This window comes from Rhodoferax sp. SPJ4 (genome assembly GCF_058216275.1).
The window spans coordinates 154,098-170,093 of record NZ_JBYZMN010000002.1 but is presented as its reverse complement, the minus strand read 5'-3'; the positions used below and the strand labels follow the sequence as shown (position 1 = coordinate 170,093).

At 70.3% G+C, this 15,996-nt stretch carries 18 protein-coding genes; 2 read left to right on the top strand and 16 right to left on the bottom strand.

Annotated elements, in window-relative coordinates:
• Positions 1 to 3: 3 nt before the first annotated feature.
• The 12 genes from AC4BAR_RS08275 to AC4BAR_RS08220 form a co-directional block, all read right to left on the bottom strand.
• A complete protein-coding gene (locus AC4BAR_RS08275; protein ID WP_490627376.1) occupies positions 4 to 519 on the bottom strand; it encodes a GPW/gp25 family protein in 516 nt (171 codons plus the stop codon).
• Positions 520 to 529: 10 nt separating this feature from the next.
• Positions 530 to 2,515 carry a hypothetical protein gene (locus AC4BAR_RS08270; RefSeq protein WP_490627375.1) on the bottom strand — a complete coding sequence of 662 codons (1,986 nt, stop codon included), beginning with the start codon at positions 2,513 to 2,515 and terminating at the stop codon, positions 530 to 532.
• 7 nt (positions 2,516 to 2,522) lie between these two features.
• The gene (locus tag AC4BAR_RS08265; protein ID WP_490627374.1) at positions 2,523 to 3,212 is read right to left on the bottom strand and encodes a phage baseplate assembly protein V; all 690 of its coding nucleotides are present in this window, start codon (positions 3,210 to 3,212) and stop codon (positions 2,523 to 2,525) included.
• 8 nt (positions 3,213 to 3,220) lie between these two features.
• Complete coding sequence (locus AC4BAR_RS08260; RefSeq protein WP_490627373.1) at positions 3,221 to 4,309, bottom strand: phage late control D family protein; 1,089 nt, start codon at positions 4,307 to 4,309, stop codon at positions 3,221 to 3,223.
• Positions 4,310 to 4,339: 30 nt separating this feature from the next.
• Entirely contained in the window at positions 4,340 to 4,525 is a 186-nt protein-coding gene (locus AC4BAR_RS08255; protein ID WP_490627372.1) for a hypothetical protein, read from the bottom strand.
• Positions 4,526 to 4,553: 28 nt separating this feature from the next.
• On the bottom strand, positions 4,554 to 5,441 hold the full coding sequence (locus tag AC4BAR_RS08250) for a CIS tube protein (RefSeq protein WP_490627371.1): 888 nt from the start codon (positions 5,439 to 5,441) through the stop codon (positions 4,554 to 4,556).
• Positions 5,442 to 5,468: 27 nt separating this feature from the next.
• Positions 5,469 to 6,047, bottom strand: coding sequence for a phage tail protein (locus AC4BAR_RS08245; RefSeq protein WP_490627370.1), 579 nt, complete (start codon positions 6,045 to 6,047; stop codon positions 5,469 to 5,471).
• A complete protein-coding gene (locus AC4BAR_RS08240) occupies positions 6,044 to 7,804 on the bottom strand; it encodes a hypothetical protein (protein ID WP_490627369.1) in 1,761 nt (586 codons plus the stop codon). The genes AC4BAR_RS08245 and AC4BAR_RS08240 overlap by 4 nt, the downstream gene beginning before the upstream one ends.
• A 26-nt stretch (positions 7,805 to 7,830) precedes the next feature.
• On the bottom strand, positions 7,831 to 8,271 hold the full coding sequence (locus tag AC4BAR_RS08235; protein ID WP_490627368.1) for a phage tail protein: 441 nt from the start codon (positions 8,269 to 8,271) through the stop codon (positions 7,831 to 7,833).
• A 14-nt stretch (positions 8,272 to 8,285) separates the two neighbouring features.
• A complete protein-coding gene (locus AC4BAR_RS08230; RefSeq protein WP_490627367.1) occupies positions 8,286 to 10,103 on the bottom strand; it encodes a phage tail sheath family protein in 1,818 nt (605 codons plus the stop codon).
• A gap of 72 nt (positions 10,104 to 10,175) precedes the next feature.
• A complete protein-coding gene (locus AC4BAR_RS08225; protein WP_490627366.1) occupies positions 10,176 to 10,898 on the bottom strand; it encodes a hypothetical protein in 723 nt (240 codons plus the stop codon).
• The gene (locus AC4BAR_RS08220; RefSeq protein ID WP_490627365.1) at positions 10,895 to 11,470 is read right to left on the bottom strand and encodes a Pvc16 family protein; all 576 of its coding nucleotides are present in this window, start codon (positions 11,468 to 11,470) and stop codon (positions 10,895 to 10,897) included. The genes AC4BAR_RS08225 and AC4BAR_RS08220 overlap by 4 nt, the downstream gene beginning before the upstream one ends.
• Positions 11,471 to 11,766: 296 nt before the next feature.
• Here AC4BAR_RS08220 and panB point away from each other — a divergent pair, with 296 nt between their 5' ends.
• Positions 11,767 to 12,648 carry a 3-methyl-2-oxobutanoate hydroxymethyltransferase gene (gene panB / locus AC4BAR_RS08215; protein ID WP_490627364.1) on the top strand — a complete coding sequence of 294 codons (882 nt, stop codon included), beginning with the start codon at positions 11,767 to 11,769 and terminating at the stop codon, positions 12,646 to 12,648.
• Between the two features lie 51 nt (positions 12,649 to 12,699).
• Entirely contained in the window at positions 12,700 to 13,557 is an 858-nt protein-coding gene (gene panC / locus AC4BAR_RS08210) for a pantoate--beta-alanine ligase (RefSeq protein ID WP_490627363.1), read from the top strand.
• Between the two features lie 26 nt (positions 13,558 to 13,583).
• Here panC and AC4BAR_RS08205 read toward each other — a convergent pair whose 3' ends face one another.
• The 4 genes from AC4BAR_RS08205 to AC4BAR_RS08190 all read right to left on the bottom strand — a co-directional run bounded on the left by AC4BAR_RS08205 (position 13,584) and on the right by AC4BAR_RS08190 (position 15,895).
• Positions 13,584 to 14,621, bottom strand: coding sequence for an NAD(P)H-dependent glycerol-3-phosphate dehydrogenase (locus tag AC4BAR_RS08205; RefSeq protein WP_490627918.1), 1,038 nt, complete (start codon positions 14,619 to 14,621; stop codon positions 13,584 to 13,586).
• A 38-nt stretch (positions 14,622 to 14,659) separates the two neighbouring features.
• Positions 14,660 to 15,115, bottom strand: a complete 456-nt coding sequence (gene secB / locus AC4BAR_RS08200; RefSeq protein ID WP_490627362.1) for a protein-export chaperone SecB — start codon at positions 15,113 to 15,115, stop codon at positions 14,660 to 14,662.
• A 104-nt stretch (positions 15,116 to 15,219) separates the two neighbouring features.
• A complete protein-coding gene (grxC, locus tag AC4BAR_RS08195) occupies positions 15,220 to 15,480 on the bottom strand; it encodes a glutaredoxin 3 (protein ID WP_490627361.1) in 261 nt (86 codons plus the stop codon).
• 7 nt (positions 15,481 to 15,487) lie between these two features.
• Positions 15,488 to 15,895 carry a rhodanese-like domain-containing protein gene (locus AC4BAR_RS08190; protein WP_490627360.1) on the bottom strand — a complete coding sequence of 136 codons (408 nt, stop codon included), beginning with the start codon at positions 15,893 to 15,895 and terminating at the stop codon, positions 15,488 to 15,490.
• Positions 15,896 to 15,996 lie beyond the last annotated feature (101 nt).

The window sequence follows — 15,996 nt, the reverse complement described above, 5'->3', positions numbered from 1 at the left end:
CTCTCAGGACGGGGGCATGGCATCGGCCACGCTGGCGGCCACGCTCAAACGCTGGGACTGTCCGGTGGCGTTGATGCGGTAGCGGATTTCGACACGCAGGCGGCGGCCGCTGTCTTCGGGGCTGACGTCGACCAGGTCCACACCGACCCGCGGTTCGTGCGTCTTGATGGCCTCGGTAATGCGGCGCACCATGTCGGCGCGGGTGGCCAGCTGGTTGGGGCGCTGCAGGTCACGCTCCAGCCCGACGCCAAAACGCGGGTGCTGCAGCTGCTCGCCAGGCAGGGTGGCCAGCAGCACCCGCAGGCTGTCGCGCACCGAGTCGCCGAGGCTGGGCCATTGCAGCTGCCCTTGGGCATCGGGCACCGGCAGCAGCGGCCAGCTCAGCGGCTGGGCAAACCAGGCGGCGGTCTCGGCGCGGACGGTGCCGGCGGCGGCCAGCGAGCCGACCACCGAGCGCGCGCGCAGAGGTGCACGGGTGCGTTCGGCCGGCAGGGAGGGATCGGGCGGGCTCGTGGTCATGGGCGGGGTGTCATTTTTTGCGTGGGATGGGCAGGCAGATCTTCACGAAGGGCAGCCACCAGAAAATGATGTTCATCAGCTGCAGAAAGATGTTGAGCACCAGCAGCGCACACAAGGTGATGATGGGAATGTTGAAACCACACAGCCAGTCGACGCCGATGCCGCCGCCCTCCGAGGGCTTCTTGCCGTCTTTCAGCTTGTCGAGGTTGGCGGGCGACATCAGCTGACCCAGCCGGCCCGGCATGGCAAAACCGATGCTGGGTTTGAGTTGGCGCAGCACCTGGCGGTCAAACGGGTCGGGCATGTCGATCACGCGGGGTTTGGCACCGCCCGCTTCCCACCAGGGGGCGACGCTGAAGGTCGCGCTGCTGGCGCTCCAGACCAGCGTGGGCGGGCAGCCCGCGGGCGACTTCAGGCGCAGGAAACAGCGCACGGCCAGCGGTGTGCCGGGCTCGCTGAGGCGCTTGCCGGCGCCGCTGAACATCGCGGCCTCGCGCTGGTGCACCCGGGCGGCGGCGGCGGCGGCGAAGGCCGCATCCGCGGCCGGTGAGACCTCGGCCCAGAAATCGGGCTGGACCAGCGCCTGCGCGGGCGTGGCATCGCCCAGCAAGACCTCGACCGCGGCGCGCACAAAGTCCAGCGCCGGGGCCACGGTGGTGCCGGCCAGCAAACGCCGGATGCGGGTCCGCACCTGCGCGTCGGTCTCCGTGCCCAGCCAGGCCGCCGGGTCCAGCCGGGGCCGGCCACGGGCCAGCCAGTCGGCAAACAAGGCGTTGACCAGGGAGGCCCCAGCGCCGTCCTCGAATCCGACGGACAAAGCCTGGGCCGCCTGGGCGGCAGACCACAGCGGTCGGGCCCGGCACAACGCGGCCACCCAGGCGGTCAGCGAGCCGCCGGCAGCGTCGCGCGCCGCGGCGCTGACCCGCACCACGCGGTAGGCGGAAAACGCCTGCTGCAGGCCGGCGGCCTCGGGCCCGCTGGCGGTGAGGTCGAACTCCAGGTGCAACTGCATCAGCGTCTGCACCCAGCGCCCCACGGCCGGTGTGCCGGTGGTGTCGCCGGTGCCATCCGGGGCCTGGCTGACGGTGTCCAGCCAGCCGGGATGGACGGGCTCGTCGGCGCGCGGCAGCGGCTTCAGCGGACCGGCCCGCAGGTAGTGCATCAGGTGGTTTTGCAGGTCTTGCACCTCGACCGGGCCGGGCGCGGCGCGGCTGGGTTCGCTGCTGTCGACCACCTCGTCGGTGGCCACCGGCAGGTAGCCCAGCAGCAGCGTGCGGCCCAGCGCCGCACACAAGGCCTCGGGCAGCGCATGCAGCGGCACCACCCGCTCGCTGGGCGGGGTATGGGCCACCGGCGAAGCGCCGCGGCGGCGCACCAGGGCCTGCAGTTGGGCGTCGACATGGGCATTGCCGGTGAGTTCATGCGGACGGCGGCGCAGCGCCTCGGGCTCGTCCAGTTCGGCCACCACGCCGGGGCCGGGCCGGGCGGCCAGCGGCACCCAGCCCACCGGCTGCTCGCCGCGCCGCTGCCAGGCCAGCCAGGACGGCAGCGGCTGACCGGCATCGACCACCGGGCGGCGCAGCACCATGCCGGCACTGTCGATGGCATGCGGGTCCAGCCGGGGGAAACCCGGCTGCGCGCAGCAGGCCTCGACCAGCACCAGCTGGTGCACCCGCTGCACCGGCGGGTAGAACTTGAAATGGCCCTGGGCATCGCGCGGCAACAAGGCCATGGCATCGACCAGCCGGGCCGCCCCACCCTGCTCGGCCAGCAGCGCCTGCACGGCCGCGACGAAATCGTCTTCGGTGCGCGCCACCAGCGTGGGCTGGGCCGGGCCCAGGCCCCGTTCGGCCCCCAGGCCGCGCAGCACCACGGGGTGCGGGCCATGGGCGGGCGGCAGCGGGCGGGGCAACAGGTCGTGGCCGGCAGCGCCCACTCGCTGGCGCAGCGGCACCAGGGCGCGCGGGTGGGGGGCGAGTTCGGCGGGGGTGCTCATGCCGGCCTCACCAGATGTTGCCCGCGCCGGGGGTGTAGGAGGCCGAGATCACACTGGAGGCCTGCAGCACCTCGCACTTGACCACGCCGGAAAAGGTGGCCAAGGCGGTGTCGACGTTGACGGTGGCCGCCGACACCTTGACGCTGGTGGCGGTGGCCTCCAGCTTTCCCGAGGTCTGGATCTTGACGCCGGCGGCGTCGATGGTGATGGTGGTGGCGCCACAGTCCAGCCGGCAGGTGCCGCTGCCGTCGTCGGCCAACCGGAGTTTGACGCCGGCACTGGTTTCGAGCTCGATGGCGGACTGCGCGGCCTCGGTCAGCGTGAGCCGGGTCTGGTTGCGGCCACGCAGCTCCCAGGTCTTGATCTCGCTACCATCGGGCTGCACAGCCGGCGCGGCCTGGCCGTGCCACAGCGAGCCCAGCACCACCGGCACCCGGGCATCGCCGCCGACAAAGGCCAGCACCACCTGGTCGCCCACGCTGGGGATCAGCCAGGCGCCATGCTGGTCGCCGGCAAAGGGCACGGCCACCCGGGCCCAGGCCCGGGGCAAGGGGTCGGCCGGCAGGCTCAGCATTTCCACCTCGACCCGGCCCTGGCTGTCCGGGTCTTGCACCGAGGTGACCCGGCCCAGTTGCAGCGAAGCGGCTGCAGCAGCCAGGGCGGCCGGGACGGGAAGAAACCAGGGCGGGCGGTCCATGGGCGGCCTCAAGACGGTTGACCGAGGTAGGCGCCAAAGGCCTCGAACTCGGTGCGAAAACCCATGGCGGTGTCGAAGCGGTGCTGAACACGCGACACCACGTAGCGCTGCGAGAAACGCGGGCCGGCACCGCTCAGGTCGACCAGCGCGCCGCAGCGCAGGCGCGGCGTGTTCAGCGCGGTGGCGCGCAGCCGCAGAAAACGGCGGGCCCGGTCGTCCAGCGCCTGCTGGGCCAGGGCGCGGGCCTCGGTGGCCGTCCAGCCGGCGCGGTGCGACAAAGGCTCGACCCGCTCACCAACGGCCTGGCGCAACAGCTCGGGGCCGCTGCGGCCGTTGCCGGGCAGAAGGGCCATCTGCGAGGCGGTTTCGTCGATGGCCTGGCCGCTGTGCAAATCAAAGCCGGTGACACGCACGCCGGTGCACTGGTGGGCCAGGTCGGCCAGCACCCGGGTGTTGACCAGGCTGGCCAGCACATCGAGCGCCACGGCGGGGGCCTCGCCAGCGCCTTGTGCACCGTCTTCCACCGTCAACACACGGTCGCTGAGGCGCAGGCGTTTGCCATGGGTGGCGCACAGGCGCCGCACAAAAGCCAGGTCGGTTTCGCCCAGCTGCAGCCAGTCCAGCGTGGCACCAAAGTCATGGTCGATCTGGACGCTCAGACCGTGGTCGGACGCGATCTGGCGCAGCACCTCGCTGGCGCGCTGGTCCGGGTAGCGCGCACTGCGGCGCTGCAGGCGCAAGGCGGCCGTGTGGTCTTCGGCCAGCACGGTCAGGCGTGGCGGCTCGGCCTCGGCGTACACCGCTTCCAGCGCATGGACACGGCCCTTGAAGATGGGCTCGGTGCTGTCGCCGTCGATGGCGGCCAGCACCTCGATGTCTGCCCCCAGGCGCAGCCCGGCTTCGTCTTCGAAGGCAAAACCCGCCTCGCCGGCATCGCTCTCGGCCTGCCAGTTGAGCAGGTCCAGTTCCAGCGTCGCCATGCCCTCGTCGGTTTCACACACCGAGACCTGCAGCACCGCATTCGCGGTTCGCGCCAACTCGCGGCCGCCGACCCGGATGCGTGGGCCGGTGGAGAAGAGCAGGTCGGTGTCTGGCATGGCGATGAATGGGGGTGGGGTTGGGATGGGTCAGCGGTCGTCGACGCGCAGCGCGCGTTCGGCCGACAGCGCAGCCCATTGCTCGATGGCCCGCTGCAGTTGCACCGGGCGCGCATCGGGTGGGTTCTGGCCGGCCTCGCCGCTGGCACCCCGCGGCCCGGACGGCGTGCCGACGGGCTCGGCCACCACCTCGAATTCGTCAATCACGATGGCCATGCACTCCCCCGCTTTCCGTGGTGTTCATTCATTCCCCCGATGCCGAGAAGTTCAGCACCCCCAGGCGTGAGCGCAAACCCGCCGGTTCGGCGCCCTGCGCCACGCCACCGAAACCGAAGCTGCCGCCCAGCGGGCTGGCCGCACCGGCCTGGACCTGGGTGCTGACCTGGGCCAGCTGGCCCAATGCCAGGCTGGACGATGCAGCCGACCCTGAGGCGGACACAGCCACCGAGGCCCCCACACGCAGGCCGGCCCCGGCACCCGCACCCAGCCCGACACGCAGGCTCGCCGCCCCCAGGGCCGCGCCAGCGGCCCGGCCGGCCGACGCGTCCTGGCGGCCCAGGCTGCCCAGCGACTGCGCCAGCCCCGAGCCCAGCGTGGCCTGCCGGGCCGGCGGCGTGAAGGCCTCGCTGTTCTGTGTGCCACGCAGCGACACATGGACCGCGGCGCGCAGCGGCACCCCCTCGGCAGAAAAGAAGTCCAGCGACTCGCGGAAACCGCTGACCACCCCGACAAAGCGGAAGGTGCCCCAGACAAAAGCCACCTTGGGTGGCGCCTGGTCGGCCGGGCTGCCGGCTGCGGCCGGCGCGGTTTCGGCCGACAAGGCCAGGTTGCGCACCGGCACCGAGCGGGCCCGCACGTCGCTGCCGTCGTGGGTGCTGTCGAACACCAGGTCCATCTCCAGCGTGGCTTCGGCGCGCGCCACATGCTGGGTGCTTTGGGGCTGGGCGCCGGCCTGCGGGTTGTTGACGGTCAGGCCGTACTGCAAGGTGAGCGGGTTGAACTGCACCGGCACGGCCTTGGCCGGCACGCTGGCCGTGCCGTTGCCCACACCCGCCCCCTCGGACGCCGGGGCGGCGCTGCCGCCGGCTTCGTCAGCGGTGCGGATGAAATAGGCGCGGGCAAGGTCGGGCATGGCGCGGGCTCATTGCATGGGGTGGGGTCAGGCCATCACCGGCTCGACCGTCAGGCCCTCGTGGGCCAGGTGAAGTTCTTCGATCGCCAGCTCGGTGCCGGTGCCGTGCAGGTCGCTGGCGCGGAACTTCACCGGCAGGGCCCGGTCGATCTTCCAGCGCAGCCGGGTGCGGCCATCGGTACCCTGCAAGTTGACGAACACCGTCAGACGCTCGCCCCAGGCCGGGCCGTTGCTGCCCTGGACGGTGTTGAAGAACCAGGTCCAGAGGTCGCGCGAACCGGTCATGCCGCGCTTGAGCACCACGGTGGCAAAGCTGACATTGCCCGGGCGCTGGTGGCCACCGTAGGCCAGGCCTCCTTCGCGGATGAACTTGGGTTCGTGGGTGGCCTCCAGGCCGCTGACCTCGCTGAAAGCGCCCTGGCACACCAGCGGCGTGGCCGAGCCGCTGCCGCCCTGGCTGGAGGCGGCGGACCCACCGGCCAGCGACACCCGGACAAACTCCAGGTGGAAGCGGAAGGCCGGCCAAGGCGCCTCGTCCTGCGGACCGGCCGCGCGGTCGGGGCCACCCAGGCTGAAATTGACGCTGACGCCGGCCGACAAGCTCATGCGGCCTCCAGCAGCGCGGAGGCCGCGCCGTCGCGCAGCGTCAGCGTGACGACGATGCGCTCGATGGGCAGGGCCGGCCGCAGGTGGATCTGGGCGATCAGCCGGCCGGCGTCGATGTCGGCCTGCAGCATGCTGCGGCGGTCGCAGATCACCTGCCAGCCGTCGCCCGCGCTGTTGTCCAGCGCGCCGGCACGCTGGATGCGTTCACCCAGCGCGTCGAGCGCGGCCCGCACACGGAACCAGGTGGCTTCGTTGGAGGGTTCGTGCACAAAATCGTCGCCCACCCGGCGGGCATGGCGCATCACATGGGCGATCAGCCGCCGCACGGCACCGATGCGCAGCACCGGGTCCTGGGCGGTGGTGCGGTCGCTGACCCACTCGAAGCCGCCGCGGCTGCCACTGCGGCGTGGCAGGCACAGCGTCAACACCTCGCTGACCGGGCGGGGCTGGGGGTCGCCCGACAGCTGCAGCGCATGCCGCGCGTCGCGGTCGGTCCAGGGCGGCAAGGTGGCGGTCACGCCGGCAGCCGCACTCAGGGCCACCGAATGGAAGGCGCCGAGGCGCAGGGTTTGTGCGGCCAGCGCACCGGCAAAGGCGCCGTCGGGCGGCTCGACCAGTTGCGGCAGGTCCTGGCTGCGCTGGCTGTGCAACCAGGGCCAGGTCAGCTGCAGCTGGTGGTGGCGCAGGTCGCCGCCCTGTTGGTCGTCGCCGTCGGCGGGCAGGGTCAGCAACGGGGCCAGCCAGTCGTCGACCTGGGCCGATGCGTCTGCCCGGGGCAGCAGCGTCAAGGTCTGGGCGATCGGGTCGATGGGCAAGGGCAAGGCGGCGATCAGCTGCACATCCCGCCGCTGCAGCGCCGGCGACGGGCCGCCCAGCAAGGCCAGTGCATGGGCAATCGCAAGACGCCAGGCCTCGAAACCCGGGGTGTCGAGCGCCGGTGCGGTAAGCAGGCGCAAACGGGTGGTCTGCGGCGGCTCGTCAGCGGCCACACAGGGGGCAAAACTTTCCAGCGGGGCACCGCTGCGCTGCTCGCGCGGGGGCACGACCGGCGCCACAGAAAAGGCCTCGGGCAGGTCAGGCAGCAGCAGCATGGCCACGTCGGGCAGGCCATACACCCACTGCGCGCCCTGCCACTCGGCCCAGTGGCTGGCGGTCAGGGTGGACTGGCTGACCACGGTGTCGCGCGTGGCGCGCAGACCGGGCAGCAGCGCCACGCGGGCGGCCGCCCGGTCGGCATGCAGCTCGGAGGTCTCCAGCAGCGGTGCGTCACCGGGCTGGGCCGGCACCGGCAGCGGCGTGCTCTGCAGCAGCGGGTTGCCCTCGAAGCGGGCGCGGCCGGGCTCGGCGCAGGGCCAGGCGTCGCCGGTGCGAACCAGGTAGCAGCGCCGCCCGCCTGCGGCAAAAAAGGCCCGCACGGCGGCCGCCAGCGGGCAGGCCACCCGCAGGCCGGCCGGGCCGGCCACCGGGCGATCGACCACAAACAGCGATTCGAACTCGCTCCAGCCGGTCAGTGGCACCGGCAGGTTCAGCAGGTGGGCGCGGTCATGGCGCGGCTGGCCGGGACGGCGCTCATGTTCCCACCAGCCCTGGCCACGGTCCCACCAGCGGACCAGCGTGTCGGGCAGGGGCGTGGGCGGGGCCTGCAGGTCGTCACCGAGGCGTCGGCGCGTGACCGCGCCGACGAACAGCGCCACATCGGCACGGTCGAGCGACGGTCCGGGCGGGGCCGCGGCGGCGAATTCCAGACGGGTCCACATGGCGGTGTTTCCAGCGGGTCAGGCGCTCACTCGACCTCGTAGCCTTCACAAGACAGCACCAGCTCTTCCATGGCCACGTCGCCGCCGCCCTTGCCTGCCAGCGTGGGGCCGGTGTACTTGAGCGGGATCACGCCGGTGAGCTTCCAGGTCTGGGCCACATTGGCCCGGGTTTCGTCCAGCAGCTGGATGGTGACGGTGCGCTTGGCCTTGTGGCCCTGGGTCCGGGTGTCCTTGATCCAGCCGAACAGGTCGTTGCTGCCGATCAGGCCGCGCTTGAGCGTCACGTCACCGACCTTGTGCACGCCAGGGATCTTGCGCACATGGTTCTCGGGCTCGTTGCCGTTGCGGTACTCGGCCACGGTCATTTCGGTCACCAGGCCGGAGACGTCGGAGAAGCCGCCGGACACACCGTCGCCCAGGTCGACCAGGAAGTTGAAGGCCCCGTAGGGCGTGTCACGTTGGATCATGGTTCAGCTCCTTGTCAGGCTTTGGCATCGGCGGTTTTCTGGCCGATGCGGAAGATCACAAACTCGGCCGGTTTGACCACCGCCACACCGACCAGGCAGACCAGGCGGCCGTTGTCCAGGTCGTTCTGGTTCATGGTGGTGCGGTCGCAGCGCACAAAAAACGCCTCTTCGGGTTTCAGGCCCAGCAGCGCGCCCTGCTTCCATTCGTTGAACAGGAAATCGGCCACGCTGTTGCGCACGTTGTCCCACAGGCGTTCGCCGTTGGGCTCAAACACCGCCCACTGGGTGCTGCGGTCGATGGAGGCTTCGAGGTAGTTGAAGAAGCGGCGCACGCTGACGTATTTCCATTCCGGATCGGAACTCGCGGTGCGGGCGCCCCAGACCCGCAGCCCCCGGCCGGGCAGGCTGCGCAGGCAATTCACACCGATCGGGTTCAGCACCTCCTGCTCGGGGAAGCTGACCTCGCGCTCGAAGCGCAGCGCGCCGCGCACCACCTCGTTGGCGGGCGACTTCCAGACCCCGCGTTCCACGTCGGTGCGGGCATAGATGCCGGCCACGAAACCCGAGGGCGGCACGGTCAGCTCGGCCGGCTCGGTGTTGCGCGGGCTGGCCAGCGGGTTGGTCACCACCACCCAGGGGTAGTACAGCGCGGCATGGGTGGAATCGATCAGGCCGCGGGCGGTGCGCACCTCGGAGACCAGCTGGCCGGGCGCCGAATCGAGCACCGCGATGCGGTAGGAACGGCGCTTGTCGGCATGGGCGATCAAGGCCCCCTGCACCGACGGGGTGTGCGACAGGCCGGGCGCGGCGACGATGGAGATGTCCTCCATGCCCAGCAGGTAGTTCAGCGCCACCGTGGCTTCGGTGCCGTCGGGCAGCGCGTCGCCATCGGAGCCCGCCACCGCACCGGTGCCGCTGCCCAGCGGCACGCGATTGGCCGCCGGCACATCGGCCGCGGCGATGTTGCCCAGCAGGCCACGCGCCAGTTTATCGATGGCCTCGGCGTTGGCCAGTGCCGCCGGGGCGCCACCGAACAGCAAGGCCACCGGCAGGGTCAGGTCGGTGCTGCGCCTGGCCTGGGTGTCGGCCAGGCTGTTGCCGATGAAGTCGGGTGCGGTGCGCACAAAGGAGACGGTGTCGGTCCACAGCGTGTCGCCATTGCGGTGGCTGGCCGTGAGCACGGCGGAGACGGTCTGGAACAGCTTGTTGCCGGTGAAGTCGCCCGCGGCAGCAGCCGACAAGGCCTGGTCGGGTGCGGTGCGCTTCTTCCAGTCCGCGCCGTCCTTGATGAACTGGACCGCGGTGAAGGCGGCCTGGGCGGCATCGACCACCCGCAGCACGGTGTCGGCCGGCAGGTTGGGCAAGGCGGCGGCCGAGGTGGGCGTGAACAAGGCCTGGGCACTCAGCGTCACCGCGTTGAAGTAGCTGCCGGGGAAGCGGGCCCGCAGCCTGACCTCGCCGGTGGCGCCGGCCGCCACCTGGGCCAGCACCGCCGAGCTGGCATGCACCAGGTTGCCCTTGAGCAGGCGCCCCACATACAAGCGCGCACCGCCGTTGTTGAAATAGGCCTGCACCGCATGGGCCAGGTGGTTGACCACGGCCGTGCCCCCGTAGCTCAGTGATTCATAGCCGCCGTAGATGCGCTCGAAGTCGGCAAAACTGGTCAGCAGCTCGGGCGTGGCGTTCCAGCGCTCGGCGGCGGTGCGCGGCATCACCGGCCCTTTGAGGGTGGGGCCGATGAAGGCCGTGGTGCTGGTGCTGACGCCTTCGATGGACTTGCTGCGAAAGCTGGTTTCTTCAACGTACACCCCGGGGGCAAGGTATTCAGGCACGGTGGACCTCCATTCGGTTGTCGGGTCGGTGGGCGACTCGGTGATCAGACAGGTGGTGAAAACGGTCCTGGCTCAGGGCCCGATCGCCAGGACCTCGTGGGTCGCGGCGCCGGTGAGCAGGCTGCGGGCGAAGGTGGCGGCCGCCGGCTGGGCGGCCAGGCGGTCGATTTCAGCCTCGATGTCGGCCAGTGCGGCCGCCGGCTGGCTGGGACGCACAGTGATCTGGGCGGCGATCGAGCGGGTCAGTGTGGCGTCGGCGCCCAGCGTGAACAGCGGCTGACCGACCAGGGCCAGCGTCACCTGGCCGGTGGCGTCGCTCAACACCCGCACGGTGTGGTTGTCGGTTTCCAGGCTGACCAGGGCGCCGGCAATGGGGTGGTCGGTGCCTGTGGCCACCAGCGTGGCCCGGTACACCGTCCAGCTCGGCGACACCGGTGCGGCGCCGGTGCGCCACAGCCGGACGGGCTGCGGTTGCAGCACGCTGTCGGCCGCTGCGGGGTCGGGATCGCGCGGCAGCGGCAGGGTGACGGTGGTGGTCTGGTACTGGTGGTCGGGGTCGCTGATGCGCAGCGTGACGGGCCTCGAGCCGACCGCCGGCAAGGCCGGTGGCGCTTGAAATTCCAGCGTGTGGTCGTGCAGGCCCGGCGCGTCGGCCACCACCAGCAGGCCGCTGCGCTGGCGGTAGACCCTGGCATCGGTCTCGACGCGCAGCGCGCGGGCAATGGTCGCCCCGGTGGTGGCATCGAGGAACTGAACGGCGCCGAGCACGCGGCGGTCGAGGCGGGCGGTGATCATCGCGCGATGTCCTCGATATCGAAACGCGTGGCCACCACCGGCGGGAAGGTCGGGAAAGGATCGGCGTCGATTTTCACCATGCGGGCGATGTAGGAGATCGACAGGTGGTAAGGCGGCGTCACCGCATCCCACAGGCGCATCAGGTCCTCGTTGCTGAGTTCCGAGGGCACCAGTTGCACCACATCACCCTGGCTCCAGCCGGCCTCGGACGACAGCACCGACAGGTCGAGCACGGGGCGCTGGTACAACTCGCGCATGGTCCAGGTCAGCAAGGCCTGCTCGGTGCGCGGTTTTTCGCACCAGGCGGTGAGCAGCAGGTGCAGGTCCAGCGACAGCGGTGCCCGTTCGCGGTAGGGCTGGGCGCTGTGGTTGCGCTGGTGCTCGTTGACCGTCATGCGGTACAAAAAGATGGTCAGCACGTCGCGTGCGTTTTTCGACTCGTTGACTTGGTGGGCACTGGCCACTTCGAAGGTCAGACCCGACGCGGGCTTGACGGTGGCTGTGTCGTAGGCGCGTTGCAGGTACAGGCGCAGGCCGTCGACAACCGAGAAGGTGGCAAGGGTGTTGGCCATGCGGGTCTCGCTCCGGGCCCGTCAGTGCGCACTGCTGGCGACAACGCCGAGGCGAAGCACAGTCGTCAACGTGAAAAACATCACGGTCTCCCTCTTGTTTGTCCGACACTGCGGGCCAGTCTATGAACTTGTTCCGCTTTCTTCATCGTCCATTCGGCTGAAGACAGACTGGCCAAACGGCCAATGGACCGGCCTGAGCGCTGGATGGGCCCACAGGCATTGGGGACCCTGGCATCGCTGGGAGATGGACTAGACTGGCGGCCTCACGGACTCCCTGGCCTTGCGCCAACCCGCCCATGATTGCTCCCGCTCCCGCACCGGCCACCGCCTACGGCTCCCTGCCCACCACCTCTCCCCAGCCGCTGCGCCGACCGGTCAGCCTGCCGCGGCTGGCGCAGATGCGCGAACGCGGCGAGAAGATCAGCATGCTGACCGCCTACGACGCCACCTTTGCCGCGGTGGCCGACGCCGCCGGCGTGGACTGCATCCTGGTGGGGGACTCGCTGGGCATGGTCTGCCAGGGCCTGTCCAGCACCGTGGGCGTGTCGCTGGAAACCATGCGCCACCACACCGACAGCGTGGCCCGTGGCCTTCGCCGCGCCAGCGCCAGCGCCTGGCTGATCGCCGACCTGCCGTTTGGCACCTACCAGGAGTCGAAAGAGCAGGCGCTGCGCAGCGCCACCGTGCTGATGCAGGCCGGCGCCCACATGGTCAAGCTCGAAGGCGGCGGCTGGACCGCCGAGACTGTGCGTTTTTTGGTCGAGCGCGGCATCCCGGTCTGCGCCCACCTGGGGCTGACGCCACAGACCGTGCACGCGCTGGGCGGCTACCGGGTCCAGGGCCGCGAAGACGCGGCCGCGCAGTTGATGAAGCAGCAGGCCCATGCGCTGGAAGACGCTGGCGCCGCGATGATGGTGCTGGAGATGGTGCCCGAGCGCCTGGCCACGCCGCTGACCGAAGAACTGAAGCATTGCCACACCATCGGCATTGGTGCGGGCAAGGGCACGGCTGGGCAGGTGCTGGTGTTGCACGACATGCTGGGCATCAACCTGGGCAAGAACCCCAAGTTCGTGCGCAACTTCATGGAAGGTGCCCACAGCGTGCAGGACGCGATCGCCGCCTACGTGAAAGCGGTGAAAGACGGCAGCTTCCCAGACAACACCTTGCACGCCTGGTGAGCCCTGGCGGAGCGGCTACAGTAACCGCTTTGCACTTCTTCCCGCCCCGACATGCACGTCGTCCACACCATTGCCGAGCTGCGGCAGCACCTGCAGGCCTTTCGCAAGCCGGCCTTTGTGCCCTCCATGGGCAATTTGCACGACGGCCACCTGGCCCTGGTGCGCCAGGCCCAGCCGCTGGGTGACATCACCGTGGCCAGCATCTTCGTCAACCGGCTGCAGTTCGCGCCGCACGAGGACTTTGACACCTACCCCCGGACCTTCGACGCCGACTGCGCCAAGTTGGCCGATGCCGGCTGCGACATCGTCTTCGCGCCAACCGAGAAGGAGATGTACCCCGAGCCCCAGGGCTTCAAGGTGCACCCGCCGGCCGAGCTGGCCGACCTGCTGGAAGGCCATTTCCGGCCCGGCTTTTTCATCGGCGTCAGCACCGTGGTGATGAAGCTGTTCTCCTGCGTGTTCGGTGCCACGCCCGGCGGTGTGGCGCTGTTCGGCAAGAAGGACTACCAGCAGCTGATGGTGATCCGCCACATGGTGCGGCAGTTTGTGCTGCCCATCGAGGTGGTAGCGGGCGAGACGCTGCGCGCGCCCGACGGCCTGGCCCTGAGTTCGCGCAACGGCTACCTCAGCGCCGCCGAGCGGGCCGAGGCGGTGCAGCTGTCGCTGGCCCTGAAGAACATGGCCACCGAGGCCCTGGCCGCACACGACCTGCCGGCCGCCCGCGAGGGCATCGAGGCCCGCGCCATGCACACCCTGGCCCGCCGCGGCTGGCGGCCCGACTACCTGACGGTGCGGCGCCGCCACGACCTGCAGCCGCCCGAGGCCGCCGACGCGCAAGCCGGCAAGCTGGTGCTGCTGGGGGCGGCCAAGCTGGGCGGCACCCGGCTGATCGACAACCTGGAAATCTGAACGGCGGGCGCTGAGCGCCGGGGCGTTCAGCCCTCGCCGCGCGCGCCCCGGCCCATCAACCGGGCCACCGCCTCGGTGGGTCGCATCTGGCCGTCGAGCAAGGCCACCACGGCCTCGGCAATGGGCATGTCCACACCCAGCGTGCGGGCGCGCTGCACCACGGTGCGAGCGCTGTACACGCCCTCGGCCACATGGCCCAGCGAGTCCACCGCCTGCTGCAGGGTTTTGCCCTCGGACAGCAGCTGGCCGACGCGGCGGTTGCGGCTCAAATCACCGGTGGCAGTGAGCACCAGGTCGCCCAGGCCACTCAGGCCCATGAAGGTGTCGGCGCGCGCGCCCAGCGCCAGGCCCAGCCGGGTCATTTCGGCCAGGCCACGGGTGATCAGGGCGGCGCGGGCGTTCAGGCCCAGCTGCAGGCCGTCACACAGGCCGGTGGCAATCGCCAGCACGTTTTTCACCGCCCCACCCACCTCCACGCCGACGATGTCATCGTTGGCGTAGACCCGCAGGGTGGCGCTGTGGAAGCCCGCCACCAGGGCCTCGCGCACGCTGGCGTCGGCACTGGCCGCCACCAGCGCAGTGGGCTGGCCACGGGCCACCTCCTGGGCGAAGCTGGGGCCGCTCAACACGCCACAGCGCATGGCCACACCGGCGGCACGCGCCACCTCGGCCTGCACCTCGTGGCCCAGCAGGCCCACACCGGCGCCGCTGGGCAGCTCAAAACCCTTGCACAGCCAGGCCACCGGGGCCGGGCAGCCGGCCAGTGCGCCCAGCATGGCGCGCAGCCCGGCCATGGGCGTGGCCACCACCACCAGGTCTTGTTGGGCCCAAAGGGCGGGAAATGCGGTCAAGGGGTCGCCACGCACCGTCAGTGCCGGCGGCAGGGCCAGGCCAGGCAGGTAGCGGGTGTTGCAGCGTTCGGCCTGCATCTGGGCGGCCTGGGCGGCGTCGCGCGCCCACAGCGTCACCCGGTGGCGGGCGTCTGCGGCCCCCGGGGGCACGCTGGCCGCGCCAATGGCCAGCGCCGTGCCCCAGGCACCGGCGCCCAGCATCAGGATGTTCATGCCGTCCGGGCGGGCCACGGCGCGTGGGGCCCCGGGCCTCAGGCCTGGGCGGCGCCGTTGGCGGCTGCCGCGCTGGCAGCCTGCTGCTGCTCGTACATCGACTGGAAGTTGATTTCCGCCAAATAGACCGGCGGGAAGCCGGCGCGGGTGATGGCGTCGGACACGTTGCCGCGCAAATAGGGGTAGATGATTTGCGGGCAGGCAATGCCCAACACCGGGCCCATCTGGTCTTCGGGCAGGTGGCGGATCTCGAAGATGCCGGCCTGCTTGGCCTCGACCAGGAACACCGTCTTGTCCTTGATGGTGGTGTGCACGGTGGCAGTGACAGTGGCTTCGAAAATGCCGTCGGCCACCGGCTGGGCGTCCACGTTCAGCTTGATGTCGACCGTGGGCTGCTCGGGATCGAGCAGGATGGCGGGCGAATTGGGCTGCTCCAGCGACAGGTCTTTCAGGTAGACGCGCTGGATGTTGAACACGGGGTCGAGGTCGGCCATGGAAATCTTTCGGAGGAACAAGGTAGGGGGCGTGCGCCACCGGGCACACAAAGGCCGGGGCGAGCCCCGGCCGGCGCAGAAATTATGTCAGGTTGGGGGCGCTGTCAGGCGGCCTGCAGCAGCGGCACCAGGCCGCCCCGGCTGTCGAGCGCCATCAGGTCGTCGCAGCCGCCCACATGGGTGGCGCCGATGTAGATCTGCGGCACGGTGCGGCGGCCGGTGGCCTCCATCATCTCGGCTCGGCGCTCGGGCAACAGGTCAACCCGCACCTCTTCCAGCTGGGTCACGCCCTTGGACTGGAGGATTTGCTTGGCACGGATGCAATAGGGGCAGGTGGCGGTGGTGTAAATCTTGACGGCTTGCATGGGTGGCTCAGCTTTTGACCACCGGCAGGTTAGCGGCTTTCCAGGCGTTGAGCCCGCCGGCCAGCACATGGGCCTTTTCGTAACCCAGTTTCTTGGCCGTGGCCAGCAAGCGGCCGGCGCGCGCACCGGTGGGGCAGACCAGGATCAGCGGCAAGGCCTTGTTCTTGACCACCGAGGTGAGTTTTTCCTCGACCTGGCCGAACGGCAGGTTGCGGGCAGCCACGATGTGGCCTTTGGCAAATTCCTCGGGCTCGCTGACGTCGAGCACCACCGCTTTTTCACGGTTGATCAGCAGCACCGCGTCGCTGCTGGCCAGGCCTTGGGCGGCGCCACCGCGCAGCACCGGCCACAGCAAACCCGCGCCAGACGCCAGGGCCACCGTGATCAGCAGCCAGTTGTTGATGATGAAAGTCACGCAATTCCTTGGGTTGGAACCGTCGCTGACCACACACCCGGACGGGTGCCGTCAGGACGGCGAAGCCCACGATTTTAGAATGCTGGGTTGATTCTTTCCGA